At 64.6% G+C, this 15,374-nt stretch carries 14 protein-coding genes; 4 read left to right on the top strand and 10 right to left on the bottom strand.

Annotation, left to right across the window (positions count from 1 at the left end; genetic code table 11):
• Positions 1 to 79 precede the first annotated feature (79 nt).
• The 3 genes from pssA to CWO89_RS28305 form a co-directional block, all read right to left on the bottom strand.
• Entirely contained in the window at positions 80 to 961 is an 882-nt protein-coding gene (pssA, locus tag CWO89_RS28315) for a CDP-diacylglycerol--serine O-phosphatidyltransferase (protein ID WP_463698344.1), read from the bottom strand.
• A 77-nt stretch (positions 962 to 1,038) separates the two neighbouring features.
• Positions 1,039 to 1,737 carry a phosphatidylserine decarboxylase gene (locus CWO89_RS28310; RefSeq protein ID WP_130581882.1) on the bottom strand — a complete coding sequence of 233 codons (699 nt, stop codon included), beginning with the start codon at positions 1,735 to 1,737 and terminating at the stop codon, positions 1,039 to 1,041.
• Positions 1,738 to 1,780: 43 nt separating this feature from the next.
• Positions 1,781 to 3,754 carry an ABCB family ABC transporter ATP-binding protein/permease gene (locus CWO89_RS28305; protein WP_130581881.1) on the bottom strand — a complete coding sequence of 658 codons (1,974 nt, stop codon included), beginning with the start codon at positions 3,752 to 3,754 and terminating at the stop codon, positions 1,781 to 1,783.
• A gap of 230 nt (positions 3,755 to 3,984) precedes the next feature.
• Between CWO89_RS28305 and CWO89_RS28300 the strand changes: the two genes are divergently transcribed.
• Positions 3,985 to 4,590 carry an LOG family protein gene (locus tag CWO89_RS28300; RefSeq protein ID WP_165421379.1) on the top strand — a complete coding sequence of 202 codons (606 nt, stop codon included), beginning with the start codon at positions 3,985 to 3,987 and terminating at the stop codon, positions 4,588 to 4,590.
• Positions 4,591 to 4,594: 4 nt separating this feature from the next.
• Here the strand turns inward: CWO89_RS28300 and CWO89_RS28295 are convergent, their stop codons facing one another.
• From CWO89_RS28295 to cysS, 4 genes are all read right to left on the bottom strand, one after another.
• On the bottom strand, positions 4,595 to 4,972 hold the full coding sequence (locus tag CWO89_RS28295) for a VOC family protein (protein ID WP_130581880.1): 378 nt from the start codon (positions 4,970 to 4,972) through the stop codon (positions 4,595 to 4,597).
• A gap of 137 nt (positions 4,973 to 5,109) precedes the next feature.
• Positions 5,110 to 6,708, bottom strand: a complete 1,599-nt coding sequence (cimA, locus tag CWO89_RS28290; protein WP_130581879.1) for a citramalate synthase — start codon at positions 6,706 to 6,708, stop codon at positions 5,110 to 5,112.
• Positions 6,705 to 7,217, bottom strand: coding sequence for a GNAT family N-acetyltransferase (locus CWO89_RS28285; RefSeq protein WP_130581878.1), 513 nt, complete (start codon positions 7,215 to 7,217; stop codon positions 6,705 to 6,707). Before CWO89_RS28285 ends, cimA begins: the two co-directional genes overlap by 4 nt.
• Positions 7,217 to 8,629: a cysteine--tRNA ligase gene (gene cysS, locus CWO89_RS28280; protein WP_130581877.1), complete on the bottom strand. Its 1,413-nt coding sequence runs from the start codon at positions 8,627 to 8,629 to the stop codon at positions 7,217 to 7,219. Before cysS ends, CWO89_RS28285 begins: the two co-directional genes overlap by 1 nt.
• Positions 8,630 to 8,919: 290 nt before the next feature.
• Here cysS and CWO89_RS28275 point away from each other — a divergent pair, with 290 nt between their 5' ends.
• Both CWO89_RS28275 and CWO89_RS28270 read left to right on the top strand, forming a co-directional pair.
• Positions 8,920 to 9,225 (top strand): hypothetical protein, encoded by a 306-nt coding sequence (locus CWO89_RS28275; RefSeq protein ID WP_130581876.1) that lies wholly within the window; start codon positions 8,920 to 8,922, stop codon positions 9,223 to 9,225.
• 159 nt (positions 9,226 to 9,384) lie between these two features.
• Positions 9,385 to 10,566: a DUF2865 domain-containing protein gene (locus CWO89_RS28270; RefSeq protein ID WP_130581875.1), complete on the top strand. Its 1,182-nt coding sequence runs from the start codon at positions 9,385 to 9,387 to the stop codon at positions 10,564 to 10,566.
• Here the strand turns inward: CWO89_RS28270 and CWO89_RS28265 are convergent, their stop codons facing one another.
• Genes CWO89_RS28265 through CWO89_RS28255 form a run of 3 tightly spaced genes read right to left on the bottom strand, consistent with a single transcriptional unit; the run spans position 10,567 to position 14,109 of the window.
• Complete coding sequence (locus CWO89_RS28265) at positions 10,567 to 12,318, bottom strand: NAD+ synthase (RefSeq protein ID WP_130581874.1); 1,752 nt, start codon at positions 12,316 to 12,318, stop codon at positions 10,567 to 10,569.
• Positions 12,319 to 12,363: 45 nt separating this feature from the next.
• A complete protein-coding gene (locus tag CWO89_RS28260) occupies positions 12,364 to 12,717 on the bottom strand; it encodes a diacylglycerol kinase (RefSeq protein WP_130581873.1) in 354 nt (117 codons plus the stop codon).
• 3 nt (positions 12,718 to 12,720) lie between these two features.
• A complete protein-coding gene (locus CWO89_RS28255; RefSeq protein WP_130581872.1) occupies positions 12,721 to 14,109 on the bottom strand; it encodes a class II 3-deoxy-7-phosphoheptulonate synthase in 1,389 nt (462 codons plus the stop codon).
• Between the two features lie 171 nt (positions 14,110 to 14,280).
• Between CWO89_RS28255 and CWO89_RS28250 the strand changes: the two genes are divergently transcribed.
• Positions 14,281 to 15,186 carry an alpha/beta hydrolase family protein gene (locus CWO89_RS28250; protein WP_130581871.1) on the top strand — a complete coding sequence of 302 codons (906 nt, stop codon included), beginning with the start codon at positions 14,281 to 14,283 and terminating at the stop codon, positions 15,184 to 15,186.
• Positions 15,187 to 15,374 lie beyond the last annotated feature (188 nt).

The following is a 15,374-nucleotide window of genomic DNA, read 5'->3' as shown; positions in this document are numbered from 1 at the left end:
GTCTCGAAGGATGAGGCCACAGACGGGGCCTCATGGTTCGAGACGCGCTTCGCGCTCCTCAGGATGAGGCTCTAGCGCCTCAATTAAGGCGCGCCGGACGGTCGTCGTGGTCGGCCTCGGTGACGCCCGGATAGCTCGGCGACGGAGTTGGCGACGTCGAGGCCCCGGCCGGCACGGCCGCCTGCGCCTCCGCGGCGCGCGCGTGGTCGCGATAGGTTTTCCAGCCCCATGGCAGGCTGATCAAATAGAGCACCGAGCCCGCGGAGAGGATGTGCCAGGGATAGCTGACCAACAGCGCGATGAAGAACACCACCGAGACGAACACCGGCAACAGCATTTCCGGCGGCACCCGCATGCGCATCGTCTTGCCGGAAAACACCGGCAGGCGCGACACCATCAGGAACGCGATCAGGAGCGTGTAGAAGGCCGTCAGCATCGTCGGCGGCGTAGTGATGCCCAAGAAGCCCAGATAGACCGGCAGCAACACCGTGATGGCGCCAGCCGGCGCCGGCACGCCGGTGAAATAGTTTGCCGCGAACGCCGGCTTGTTTGGATCGTCGATCGAGGCGTTGAAGCGGGCGAGCCGCAGCCCGCCACTGATCGCGAACACCATGGCCGCAATCCAGCCGCCATTGCCCAATTCGTGCAGTTGCCAGAAATAGAGGATCAGGCCCGGCGCCACGCCGAAATTGACGAAATCCGCTAGGCTGTCGAGCTCGGCGCCGAATTTCGACTGGCCCTTGATCAGGCGCGCAATGCGCCCGTCGATGCCATCGAGCGCTGCGGCAAACACAATCGCGGCGACCGCAAGCTCCATCCGCCCTTCGGTCGACAGGCGGATCGCGGTCAGGCCGGCGCAGATCGCGAGCAGCGTGATGACATTGGGCACCAGCAACCGGACCGGAATCTGGCGAAACCGCCGGCGGCGCAGTTCCGGATGTTTGGAATCGATCTGCATCATGGCTCGCGACTATATAGCAAGCGCCGGCCCCCTCCGCCATTCCAGCGGCAAGGCGCCGCAATTGGCGGTGCCGATGGTTAATCGGCCCGGTAGGTCCACCCCGGCTCGGGGGTGCGGAAATCGGCCAGGACGGTCTCGCCGGCGATCGCCGTCTGGCCCTCGGAAACCAGCGGCTTGGTGCCTTCGGGCAGGTAGACATCGAGCCGCGAGCCGAACCGGATCAGGCCGAACCGTTCGCCGGCGCCGATCGACTGGCCTTCGCGCACGAAGGAGACGATCCGCCGCGCCACCAAGCCCGCGATCTGGACCACGCCGATGCGGCCGTTGGGCGTCGAGATCACGACCGAGTTGCGCTCATTGTCCTCGCTGGCCTTGTCGAGCTCCGCATTGATAAAGGCGCCCGGCCGGTAGGCGATGCGGTCGATCCGCCCCGCGACCGGGCTGCGGTTCACGTGGCAGTTGAACACGCTCATGAAGATCGAGACCCGGGTCAGCGCCTTATCGCCCAGTCCGAGTTCGGCCGGCGGCAGGGCTTGGGTGATCATCGAGACGCGCCCGTCGGCGGGCGCCACCACGAGCCCGTCCCGCACCGGCGTCACCCGCACCGGATCGCGGAAGAACAGCGCGCACCAGATCGTCAGCACGGTCCCGATCCAGCCCAGCGGCGTCCAGATCCAGAACAGGATCAGGCTCGCCAGCGCGAAGCCGCCGATGAACGGATAGCCCTCGGGATGGATGGGCGGAATCTGCGCGCGTATGGAATTGGCGATCGACATCGAATCTCACTCGGTTTCCCAGACCTGGGGACGGAGATGGAGCCTATTCCGCAGCCGTCGGCAAGGGTTTCTCGACCGGATCAGGCTCGGGTTCGTCGACCGGAGGCGGCTCGCGGTTCGGCGCCTCGCTGCCGTCGTCGACCATCGCCAGCTTCTCGCGCGCCTCCTCGGCCTCGCGCTGCCTGTTCCACATACTGGCATAAAGCCCGCCTTGCGCCAAAAGCCGGGGATGAGTTCCGCGCTCGGCGATGCGGCCCTGGTCCAGGACGATGATCTCGTCGGCACCGACGATGGTCGAAAGCCGGTGCGCGATCACCAGCGAGGTGCGGTTGCGCGAGACGCGCTCGAGCGCGGCCTGGATCTCGTGCTCGGTGTGGCTGTCGAGCGCCGATGTCGCCTCGTCCAGCACCAGGATTGGCGGCGCCTTCAGCACCGTACGCGCGATCGCCACCCGCTGCTTCTCGCCGCCCGACAGCTTCAGGCCGCGCTCGCCGACCTGGGTCTCGTACCCCTTGGGCGACATCCGGATGAAAGCGTCGATCTGCGCGAGCTTCGCCGCCTCTTCCACCTCGGCATCATCAGCATCCCAACGGCCGTAGCGGATGTTGTAGCGGATGGTGTCGTTGAACAGCACGGTGTCCTGCGGCACCATGCCGATCGAGGCGCGCAGCGAGGCTTGCGTGACGTTGCGGATGTCCTGGCCGTCGATCAGGATCCTGCCGCCGGAGACGTCGTAGAGGCGGAACAACAGCCGCGAGATCGTAGACTTGCCGGCGCCGGAGGGGCCGACGATCGCGACCGTCTTGCCGGCCGGCACCTCGAAGGAGAGGCTTTTCAGGATCGGCCGGTCCGGCTCATAGGCGAAGCGCACATCCTCGAACCGCACGCTGCCGGCCGTCACCGCCAGCGGCTTGGCATCGGGCGCATCCTTGATCTCCGCCTTGCGCGCCAGCACGCCAAACATCTTCTCGATGTCGATGATCGCCTGCTTGATCTCGCGATAGACCATGCCCATGAAGTTGAGCGGCTGGTAGAGCTGGATCATCATGGCGTTGACCAGCACGAAATCGCCCACCGTGTTGCTGCCATTGCGGATGCCGATCGCGCACAGCAGCATGATCGCCGTCAGGCCGGCGGTGAAGATGATCGCCTGCCCGGTGTTGAGGATCGCGAGCGACGTATAGGTCTTGGTGCTGGCGTGCTCGTAGCGCGCCATCGAGCGGTCGTAGCGCTCGGCCTCGCGCGCCTCGGCGCCGAAATATTTCACGGTCTCGTAGTTGAGCAGCGAGTCGATCGCCTTGGTGTTCGCTTCCGTGTCGGAGTCGTTCATCTTGCGGCGGATCTCGATCCGCCACTCGGTCGCGATATAGGTGTAGTACATGAACGCCGCGACGGTGATCACGACGACGCCGACATAGCGCCAGTCGAACTGCCAAAGCAGCACGGCCGTCAGCAGCGCAACCTCGACCACCGTCGGGATCAATTGCAGGATCACCATCCGCACGATGGTCTCGATGCCGGTGCGGCCGCGTTCGAGGATGCGCGTCAGTCCGCCGGTCTTGCGTTCCAGGTGAAAGCGCAGCGACAATTCGTGCATGTGCACGAAAGTGAGATAGGCGAGCCGCCGCACCGCATGCATGGCGACGCGGGCAAAGATGCCGTCGCGCCATTGCGTCAGCACCGCCATCAGGACACGCACCGCGCCATAGCTCGCCGTCATCAGGAGCGGCGAAGCGATCAGCCACATCGTCCAGTTCGACGATTGCACCGGTGCGCTGGGCGTGCCGTTCAGCGCGTCGATCGCCCATTTGAAGGTGAAGGGCACTGACAGCGTCGCGAGCTTGGCGAGGAGCAGAAGCACCATCGACCACGCTACGCGCATCTTCAGATCAGCGCGGTCGCCTGGCCAGATGTAGGGCCACAGATGCGCAAGCGTGCCGATCAGGGTAGCCTTCTCGGCGCCGCTTGCATCGGCAGATGACATATCGTTCAGGCGCAGTTGGGGTTGGGACGACATTAACCCATCGCCGCCGTCAGGACGGCGCGCCGGTTCGCTGTCACGTGATTTGCATGGATCCGCATTGTGCCCGTCATATAGGCGATTTTGATCTCGCGGAAACCCTCATGGAGTGGATCTTTCACGATTTTCAGCGATTTACGCCACTTTTACGCCACGCCACGTGAAATGCCGGGCTTGACGTTTTTTTCGTTGCAGTGCCACATGAGCGGATGAACCAAATCAGACCAATGAACCAGATCAAGACCGTCTGCGTCTATTGCGGCTCCGGCCCCGGCACCAGCCCCAGCTTTGTCGAAGCAGCCAACACGCTCGGAAGGATCTTTGCCGAGAGTGACATCCGCCTCGTCTATGGTGGCGGCTCAATCGGACTGATGGGCGCGGTCGCGACCTCCACACTCGACCATGGCGGCAAGGTCACCGGCATCATCCCGGATTTTCTCCGCGCCCGCGAGAACGCGCTCACGCGCGTCCAGGAGATGATCGTCACGCCCGACATGCACGAGCGCAAGCGGCTGATGTTCGAACGGTCGGATGCCTTCGTGGCACTGCCCGGCGGCATCGGCACGCTTGAGGAACTGGTGGAGCAGCTCACCTGGCAGCAGCTCGGCCGGCATACGAAGCCGGTGCTGCTCGCCAATATCGACGGTTTTTGGGAGCCGCTGCTCGCGTTGCTCGATCATATGCGCTCGACGGCCTTCATCCGCGCGACGCTGCCGCTCGAGGTGCTGACGGCCGACCGCGTCGAGGATATCGTGCCTCGCCTGCGCGCCGCTGCCGCGCGCTCGCCCGAGGCCGGCAAGGAACTCGCGCCAGACGTGGCGCGGCGACTGTAAGAGCTCACTCGCTCGGAAACGTCACCGCCTCGATGCGGTTGCCATCGGGGTCGGTGACGAAGGCCGCGTAGTACCTGACACGGTCGTGCGGGCGCAGGCCAGGCGCGCCGTCCGAGCGGCCGCCGGCACTCAGCGCCGCAGCATGGAAGGCATCGACGTCGGCAGTTGATTTTGCCCGCAGGCAGCCGTGGCTGCCACTGTCAAAGGCGACCGGCTTCATGCCGGCGCGCAGGTTGATCCAGAATTCGGGATAGCTCTTGCCGAACCCGATCGTGGCCGGACGGGTGACCAGACGCGAGAGGCCAAGCGGCGCGAGCGTTGCCTCATAGAAACGCGCGGAACGTTCGAGATCGCTGACGCCGACAGAGATATGGTCGATCATGCGTGGCCCTCACCCCAGGTTCACCGTCATTACGAGGAGCGAAGCGACGAAGCAATCCATGCGTCCGCTTGCGCGGAGAGATGGATTGCTTCGCTTCGCTCGCAATGACGGCGTTTGGCGATGCGTCGCCGCGAGCTTCACCCAGACGCGCCTGATTTCACCAGCTTGTAGAACACTGAATCCATCAGCGCCTGGAATGAGGCATCGATGATGTTCGGCGACACGCCGACTGTGGTCCAGCTCTCGCCGGTCTCATCTTCGCTCTCGATCAGGACGCGCGTCACCGCCTCGGTGCCTCCATTGAGGATACGCACGCGGTAATCGATCAGCTTCAATCCCTCGATATATTTCTGATACTTGCCGAGGTCCTTGCGCAAGGCGACGTCGAGCGCGTTGACGGGGCCGTTGCCTTCAGCGGCCGAGATCAGCCGCTCGCCGGCGACGTTGACCTTCACCACCGCGAGCGCGACCGTGACGCGCTGGCCGAGCGCATTGTCGCGCTGCTCGACGTTGACGTCGAACTGCTCGACCTTGAAATATTCCGGCACCTTCCCGAGCGTGCGCCGCGCCAGCAGCTCGAACGAGGCGTTGGCGGATTCATAGGCGAAGCCCGCGGCCTCGCGCTCCTTCAGCTCAGCGACGAGCCGCGTCAGCTTCGGATCGTTCTTCTCGTAGGGAATGCCGGCGCGATCGAGCTCGGCGATGACGTTGGAGCGTCCGGCCTGGTCTGATACCAGCACCTTGCGGTGATTGCCGACAGATTCCGGCGGCACGTGCTCGTAGGTCTGCGGGTCCTTCAGCACGGCGGACGCATGGATGCCGGTCTTGGTGACGAAGGCGCTCTCGCCGACATAAGCTGCGTGCCGGTTCGGCGCGCGGTTGAGCATGTCGTCGAGCGTGCGCGACACCTTCATCAGCGTCGTCATCTTCTCGGCGGTGACGCCGATCTCGAAATTCTCCGAGAACTCCTTCTTCAGCCTCAGCGTCGGGATCAGCGAGCAGAGATTGGCATTGCCGCAACGTTCCCCTAACCCGTTCAGCGTGCCCTGGATCTGGCGCGCGCCGGCGCGCACCGCGGCAAGCGAGTTCGCCACGGCCTGCTCGGTGTCGTTATGGGCGTGGATGCCGACGTGACTGCCGGGGATGTGGCGCACGACATTGCCGACGACGGTTTCGATCTCGTGCGGCATGGTGCCGCCATTGGTGTCGCATAACACCACCCAGCGCGCGCCGGCCTCATAGGCGGCCTTGGCGCACGACAGCGCGAACTCGGCATTCTCCTTGTAGCCGTCGAAGAAATGCTCGCAATCGACCATCACCTCGCGCCCGGCAGCCGTCGCCGCAGCGACGCTGTCACGGATCGAAGCGAGGTTCTCCTCGTTCGTGGTCTCCAGCGCGACACGCACCTGATAAGCGCTCGATTTCGCGACAAAGCAGATCGCGTCCGCCTTCGCCTCCAGGATCGTCGCCAACCCGGGATCGTTCGACGCCGAGCGGCCCGGACGCCGCGTCATGCCGAAGGCGGTGAAACGTGCATGGTCGAATTCCGGCTTTGCCGAGAAGAACTCGGTGTCGGTCGGGTTGGCGCCGGGATAGCCGCCCTCGACATAGTCGATGCCGAGTTCGTCCAGCATCTGCGCGATCACCTGCTTGTCCTGCAAGGTGAAATCGACGCCATTGGTCTGCGCGCCGTCGCGCAAGGTGGTGTCGAACAGATAGAGACGTTCCCGGCTCACGGCGTGCCTCCCGCGGCGGTACCATTCGCTAGCGCCTTCTCCATCGTCGTATTGGCGAGCCATTCGCCCTGGATGGTCACGCTGTTGCGCTGCTTGGCGACGTAGCCGCGCTTGCGGAAGAAATCGAGCGCGTTGTCGCTGGCATCGACCGAAAGCGTCTTGGTGCCGCGCGCGCCGGCGAGCTTTTCCAGCGCGTCGCACAGCATCGCGCCGACGCCCTGCCCGGCCACGCTCGGATGCACATAGAGCATGTCGATCTGATAGTTGTTCTTCAGCGAAGCAAAGCCGACCGGCGAATTCTGGATGGTTGCGATCAGCGTCAACTCCCCAGCGAGCTTCTTGCCGAAGGCCACCTCGTCATCGGCGACGGCTGCCCAAGCTTCCTGCTGCGTCTCGCCGTAGTCGTCCCCGGTCAGTTCCTGGATCGCGGCCACAAAGATCGCCGCCAATATCGGCGTATCCGCCGGTAGGAACGGTCGCAGTCCGGGTCGTGGGAGTGCCTGTGCCATCATGCCAACTCCCATGTGGTCACGGGTTTGCCGTCGGCACTCTTGCCGTCTTTCAGCACGACGCCCTTGGCCGCGAGCTCGTCGCGGATGCGATCGGACTCCTTGAAATCCTTCCGCGCGCGCGCTGCTGCCCGATCCGAGATCAAGCCTTCAACCCATTTCGGGTCGATACCACTCGCCTGCTGCTTGCGGCCCTTCCATTCGGTGGCGCTCTGGCCGAGGAAGCCCAGGAACCGGAGTGATGCCGCGAAGGTGCCGCGCGCCTGTTCAGCGCTTGCAGCCGCATTCCGCAACCCGTGCAGCGCCGTAATCGTCTGTGCCGTGTTGAGGTCGTCGGACAACGCCTCGACAACGGCCTCCGCCGGCCGATCGCCCGCGGCATCGGCCGCGACGGCATACCAGTCGTCGAGCGTCTTGGCGCTCTCTTCCAGCCCCTTCAGCGTCCAGTCGATCGGCGAGCGATAATGCGTCCTGAGCATGTTGAGGCGCAGCACTTCGCCCGGCCAGTCCGCCAGCAACTCCCTGATCGTGACGAAGTTGCCGAGTGACTTCGACATCTTCTCGCCTTCGACCTGCAGGAAGCCGTTGTGCATCCAGGTGTTCGCCATGCGCGCTTCGTGGAAGGCGCAGCAGCTTTGCGCGAGCTCGTTCTCGTGATGCGGGAACACCAGATCGATACCGCCGCCATGGATGTCGAACTGCTCGCCGAGATGCTTCCAGGCCATCGCCGAGCATTCGATATGCCAGCCCGGACGGCCCGGCACCGCGATGCCTGATGGCGACGGCCAGGACGGCTCGCTGGGCTTGGACGGCTTCCACAGCACGAAATCGGTGTTGTCGCGCTTGTAAGGGGCGACATCGACGCGGGCGCCCGCGATCATCTCGTCCAGCGAGCGGTTGGCGAGCACGCCGTAACGCGGCAGCACGCCATTGGCCGCGTTCATCGCCTGCGGCGAAAACAGCACGTGATCTTCGGCGACATAGGCAAAACCGTCTGTGACCAGCTTCTCGATCAGCACACGCATCTCCGCGATGTGCTCGGTCGCGCGCGGCTCGACCGTGGGGCGCAAGGCGCCTAGCGCGTCGACGTCCTCTTGAAACTGGCGCTCCGTCTGCTCGGTGACCTTGCGGATCGCCTCGTTCAGCGGCAGGCCGGGATAATCCCGAGCGGCGCGGTCGTTGATCTTGTCGTCGACGTCGGTGACGTTCCGGACATATTTGACGTGGTTCTCGCCATAGACATGCCGCAGCAGGCGGAACAGCACGTCGAAGACGATCACCGGGCGCGCGTTGCCGATATGGGCGAAGTCGTAGACCGTCGGCCCGCAGACATACATGCGCACATTGTTGGGATCGAGCGGCACGAAGGGCCGCTTTTCCCTGGTCAACGTATCGTACAGACGCAATTGCATGGAATACCCGTCCCTTGTGGCCGGGGCGTCACGTGATCTCGATGTGAGAAAAGACGGCCTCAGCCAGCGAATCGCTAGCTAATAATCTCGCGGCAAATGCTGCAGATGGCGAGGTGGCCGTTCATGGTTCCACCATGGCGCCATCCTGGGGACGGCGTCAAGGGCTGTTTGCGCCCGTTCTGAAGGCGATTTCGACCCTTGCGATGATTCCAAGCGCACCATGGTTAATCATTATTAATGTATTGGGCGTAATCGGATAGGCACTGGTTCCCTTCCCCACTCGGTGCCCCATGCGATTTCGATCCGCATTTCTTGCCTGCACATTCATTTTAGCCACCTCCGCCGCACTGGCCGACAGCCGCGTCTTCATCATCGCCAACCACGATGACGGTTACGGTGTCGACGAATGCCTCGCGCGAGGCGACAAATGCGGGGCTCACGCCGCCCGCTCCTATTGCCAGTCACGAGATTTTGCCCAAGCCACCGCCTATCGCCGCGTCGACCCTGACGAAATTACCGGCGCCGTTCCGAAGGCCACGGGAAACTGCAGCGGCGGCGCCTGCGGCGAATATATCGCCATCACCTGCCAGCGCTGATCCGGCCAAGGGGCAGCCAAGGGCCGGTATTCTCACGGGGTTTTGCCACATCGGGGCCCCGGAAACGACGTGACGCTGCCCCGAGAAACGGCTATTGCAGGCGGCCTTTGCCGCGCCTTTCGGGCTTGCCCGCTGCGCGGCGTCATTCTGTGACTGGACATGCCCAATCGCCTGAACTCTTGCTTCGCCCCGTGGATTTTGACGTGCGCCCTCCTGCTCGGCACTGCCCTGCCGGCCACTGATGCCTTGGCGCAGACGCCTGACGATGCTTACGCGCAGATGTCTCAGGAGGCGCCGCCGCAACAGGGCGGGCCGTCCAACCCGATCTGCATCCGGCTCGAGGGTCAGCTTGCGACCATCGACCGCGGCGGCGGCAGCGGCGATTCGATCAGGGACGACCAGATCCGCCGCTACCAGGAAGCCGCCTCGAGACAGCAGGCCGAGCTCGACCGTGTGATCGCGCAGGGGCGGCGCATGGGCTGCGACGGCTCCGGCTTCTTCTCGCTGTTCAACAACGGCCCGGCGCAATGCGGCCCGATCAACACCCAGATCCAGCAGATGCGCGGCAACCTCGATCAAATCATGATGACCCTGGAGCGGATGCGCAGCGGCGGCCTCGGCGGCGCCGACCGCGAGAACCAGCGCCGCTCGGTGTTGACTGCGCTCGCGCAGAACAATTGCGGCCCGCAATATGCCAATGCCGGGCGGGGTCCGGGCAATTTCCTCGACAATCTCTTCGGCAATCGTAACGACGACAACGTGACCATTGCGCCGCCGGCCGGCGACCTCGCCCCGCAATCCGGCACCTACCGTACGGTCTGCGTGCGGAGCTGCGACGGCGCCTATTTCCCGATCTCGTTCGCGACCGTGCAGGGGCGCTTTGCCGATGACGAGAAGACCTGCAAGGCGCAGTGCCCGGCGGCGGAAGCAACCCTGTTCGCCTATCGCAATCCCGGCGAGGACATCAACCAGGCGGTCTCGGTCAATGGCCAGCCCTATACGTCGCTGCCGAACGCGTTCAAGTTCCGCACCGAGTTCAATCCGTCCTGCTCCTGCAAGCCGGCGGGCCAGACCTGGGCGGAGGCGCTGAAATCGGTCGACGACAAGGCCGCCGTCGAGCAGCAGGGCGACATCATCGTCACCGAGGAGAGCGCGCGGAGGATGCAGCAGCGCGCGCAACAGCAGTCCACCAAGCAGGCGCCGGCCGGTAAGAAGGGCGCGACGTCGGCGAATGCGACTCCTGCACCCGACGCACCGGCGGCGCCGGTTGATCAAACCCCGCCGGGAGATCGGCCGATCCGCACCGTCGGCCCGACTTTCCTCCCGAAGAAACAACAATAGCTAGCCTTCGAACGCCTCCACGGAGGCGCGGGTACCGCGCGTCGCCAGCTTCTCGTCCGGCTGCGGCAACGTCTCGCCGCGATCGTGGAAGCGGTTGGTGATGGGATAGCGGCGGTCGCGGCCGAAATTCTTACGCGTGACCTTGACGCCGGGCGCGGCCTGCCGGCGCTTGTATTCGGCGATGGAAAGCAGGCGGTCGATGCGCGCGACCAGCTCACGATCGAAACCGGCAGCGATGATCGACGCCAAGGGCTCCTCGCGCTCGACCAGGCGCTCCAGGATCGCGTCGAGCACCTCGTAAGGCGGCAGCGAGTCCTGGTCGGTCTGGTTCTCGCGCAGTTCAGCCGTCGGCGGCCGCGTGATGATCGAGGGCGGGATCACCTCGCCGGTTGGGCCGAGGGCGCCTTCCGGCTTCCAGCTATTGCGCAAGGCAGACAGCCGGAAGACCTCGGTCTTGTAGATGTCCTTGATCGGGTTGAAGCCGCCGTTCATGTCGCCGTAGAGCGTGGCATAGCCCACCGACATTTCCGACTTATTGCCGGTGGTCACCACCATCGCGCCGGTCTTGTTGGAGAGCGCCATCAACAAGGTGCCGCGGGTGCGCGCCTGCAGATTCTCCTCGGTGATGTCGCGCGGCAGGCCCTTGAACGGCTCGGACAGGATCTTCTCGAACCCGTTCACGGCATCCGCGATCGGCAGCACCTCGTAGCGGATGCCTAGCATCCTGGTCAGGCTTGCCGCATCATCGAGCGACACCTGCGCGGTGTAGCGGAACGGCAGCATCACGCCGTGAACCTTGTCGGCGCCGAGCGCATCCACCGCGATCGCCGCGCATAGCGCCGAATCGATGCCGCCAGAAACGCCGAGCAGCACGCCCGGGAAGCCGTTCTTGCGGACATAGTCGCGCAGGCCGAGCACGCAGGCCGCATAGTCCGCCTTGTCGCCCTCGAGCAGCGGCGTGATCGGCCCGTTGCAGCGCCAGCCGGCCTCGCCCCTGGTCCAACGCAGCGTCGTGACGCTCTCCTCGAAGGCCGGCAACTGCGCCGCCACCGTGAGATCGGCATTGAGCGCGAACGAGGCGCCGTCGAACACCAGTTCGTCCTGCCCGCCCACCTCGTTCAGATAGACCAGCGGCAAGCCGCTTTCGGTGACGCGGGCGACCGCGATCGAAAGGCGGAGATCGTTCTTGTCGCGCGCATAGGGCGAGCCGTTCGGCACGACGAGAATTTCCGCGCCGGTCTCGGCAAGACACTCGACGACGTTCTCGTAGTCCTCGGACTCTTCCAGCCAGATGTCCTCGCAGATGGGCACGCCGACCCGGACGCCCTTCACCGTCACCGGGCCCGGCGCCGGTCCGCGCGCGAACAGCCGCTTTTCGTCGAACACGCCGTAGTTCGGCAAATTGGCCTTGAAGCGCAGCGCGGCGACACGACCGCCATCGAGCAGTGCGCAGGCATTGTAGAGCTTGCCGTCCTCGACCCAGGGCGTCCCGATCAGGACAGCCGGACCGCCATCGGCCGTCTCGCGCGCCAATTCCTCGACCGCGGCACGGCAGGCGGCCTGGAACGCCGGCTTCAGGATCAGGTCCTCCGGCGGGTAGCCGGCGATGAACAGTTCCGACAGCACCATCAGATCGGCGCCAGCGGCCTTCGCCGTCTGCCGCGCGGCGCGCGCCTTCGCGGCGTTGCCGGCGACGTCGCCGACAGTCGGATTCAATTGCGCCAGTGTAACAATGAACTCAGGTTCGCTCATGAGATCAATGGTGCCTTGCACTCATGTAAACTGCAATCGCCTGCGTTAGATCATGCCCATGCGCTCGGCGAGGGCGAACAGCCAGAACAGCCCGGCCATCACCAGCGTCACGCCGACCGCGGCGGAGCCCATGTCCTTGACCCGCCCGATCTGCGGATCATGGTCCATGGTCAGGCGGTCGGCGAGCTTCTCGATCGCGGTGTTGAGCAGTTCGACCACGAGCACCAGCACCACCGCTGCAACGAGCTCGACCCGGCGCATCACCGTGGCGCCGATCAGCCACGCCGCCGGCACCGACAACAGCAGCGCCACCACCTCCTCGCGAACCGCCTGCTCGGAGCGGATCGCGAAGCCAAGGCCGTTCCACGAGTTGATGGTGGCCCGCCAGAACCGCAGCAAGTGTTAGAGCCCCGCGGCTGCCGGCATCGGTTTGACCTTGCCGGCGCGCTCCTGCTTCAACAGTTCCGCGATCAGGAAGGCCATGTCGATCGACTGTTCGGCGTTGAGGCGGGGATCGCAGACCGTGTGGTAGCGGTCGTTGAGATCCTCGTCGGTGATCGCGCGCGCGCCGCCGATGCATTCGGTGACGTCCTGCCCCGTCATCTCCAGATGAACGCCGCCGGCATGGCTGCCTTCGGCCTGGTGAATGGCGAAGAACGACCTCACTTCCGACAGCACCCGGTCGAACGGCCGGGTCTTGTAGCCGGTGGTCGAGGTGACGGTGTTGCCATGCATGGGATCGCATGACCACACCACCACGCGCCCTTCCCGCTGCACCGCCCGGATCAGCGCCGGCAGATGCTCGCCGACCTTGTCGGCGCCGAAGCGGGCGATCAGCGTCAGCCGCCCGGGCTCATTGTCGGGGTTCAGCACGTCGATCAGCTTCAACAGCTCATCCGGCTTCAGCGACGGGCCGCATTTCAGGCCGATCGGATTCTTGATGCCGCGGAAATATTCAACATGGCCGTTCTCAAGCTGGCGGGTGCGGTCGCCGATCCAGATCATGTGGCCGGAGGTCGCGTACCAATCCCCGGTCGTCGAATCGACCCGGGTCAGCGCCTGCTCATAGCCGAGCAGCAGCGCCTCGTGGCTGGTATAGAAAGCGGTCGAGCGCAGTTCCGGATGGCTCTCGAGGTCGAGGCCGCAGGCGCGCATGAAGTTCAACGCTTCCGAGATGCGGTCGGCCAGTTCCTTGTAGCGGCGTGACTGCGGCGAGTCCTTCAGGAAGCCGAGCATCCACTGATGCACGCTGCCGAGATTGGCGAAGCCGCCGGTGGCGAACGCCCGCAGCAGATTGAGGGTCGCCGCCGACTGCCGGTAGGCGTTCAACTGCCGGCCCGGGTCGGGCGTGCGCGCCTCCTTGGTGAAGGCGATGTCGTTGATGATGTCGCCGCGATAGCTCGGCAGTTCGACGCCAGCAACTTTTTCGGTTGGCGAGGAGCGCGGCTTGGCGAATTGTCCGGCGATGCGGCCGACCTTCACCACCGGCAGCGCGCCGGCGTAAGTGAGGACCACCGCCATCTGCAGCAGCACGCGGAAGAAGTCGCGGATGTTGTTGGCGCCGTGCTCGGCAAAACTCTCCGCGCAGTCGCCGCCCTGCAAGAGGAAGGCCTCGCCCGCGGCGACGCGCGCCAGCGCCTTCTTCAGGTTGCGGGCTTCGCCCGCGAACACCAGCGGCGGAAAGGTCGCAAGCTGCGCCTCCACGTCGGCCAATACCTTGCCATCCGGATAGTCCGGCATCTGCAAGACCGTCTTGGTGCGCCAACTGTCGGGTGTCCAGCGCTCGGACATGGGCGTTAACTCCTGAGCAAAAACCGCTACTTATCCGGGAAAGCGAAGCTATATATACAGGCTGTTGAAAGACCGCCAGCCGGATTTCCACCTGCCCGCTCAACCTCTTGCGACAACAGCCGAATTCGCATTTGTTAGAGCAAAACGTTAACGCTTAAGGAAATTCCGTAAGTGGCTGAGGCTGCGCTCGACGACGTCTTCACCGACGACATCACTGTACCCGCCATCGATGGCTATCCTCTCGGAGCGACGCTGTTCCTGCCCCGCGGCGCCAAGCGGCAAACCGTCCTGATCAATTCGGCGACCGCCGTGCCGCGCAAGGTCTACAGGGGTTTTGCCGCCTATCTCGCCAAGCGCGGCTCTGTCGTCCTCACCTACGATTATCGCGGCACCGGCGATTCCAGGCCGAAGGTCCTGAGCGGAGACAACCCGCGGAAATCGCTGGTCGGCTTCAAGGCCTCGATGTCGGACTGGGCCGCGCTCGACGTTACCGCTGCCGTGACGTGGATGCACGAACGCTACCAGGCGCTGCCGCTCGCCTATGTCGGCCATTCCTTCGGCGGCCAGGCGCTGGGGCTGATCCCGAACAATATCGAGGTGTCGCGCGCGCTCCTGGTCGCTTCGCAAGCCGCGACCTGGCGATTGATGGCCTCGCCCGAACGCTACCGCGTCTACGCCGCCATGAATTACGTCCTTCTGCCGTTGACCCGCATGCTCGGCTACACACCCGGCTGGGCGGGGCTCGGCATGGATTTGCCGAAGGGCGTGTTCGAGCAATGGACGAATTGGGTGAACAGCCCGTGCTATTTGTTCGATGATGCCGCGCTCACCGCGGTGTCGAATTTCGCGAAGTTCAAGGGCGCCTTGCGCGCGCTCTGCATCAGCGACGATCCCTGGGCGACGCGGCCCGCGGTCGAATTGCTGTGCTCGGGATTTGGCGCCGCCAAACCGGAGATCATCGCGATCACACCGGCGGACGCAGGCGTTGCGAAGATCGGCCATTTCGGTTTCTTCCGCCCCGAGCACCGCGACACGCTCTGGCGCGGTGCCGCGGAATGGCTCGAGGCGAGCGAGTGAGGTCAGGCCGTAGGATGGGTAGAGCGCAGCGTGCCCACCTTTCTTGCACCGCCCGTGGATGGTGGGCACGCTTCGCTTTGCCCACCCTACAGCATCGCCGCGAGCTATGATTCAAATTTCAAACAGCGGAGAGGATGTGAGTCCGCGTTCTCGCGGCATTCGCTGCCCGAGCTTTGCGTCAATTTCCA

The sequence above is a fragment of the Bradyrhizobium sp. Leo170 genome (assembly GCF_004296405.1).
GTDB lineage: Bacteria > Pseudomonadota > Alphaproteobacteria > Rhizobiales > Xanthobacteraceae > Bradyrhizobium.
Note: the sequence above shows the minus strand (reverse complement) of the source record. Positions and strands in the feature narration are given on the sequence as shown.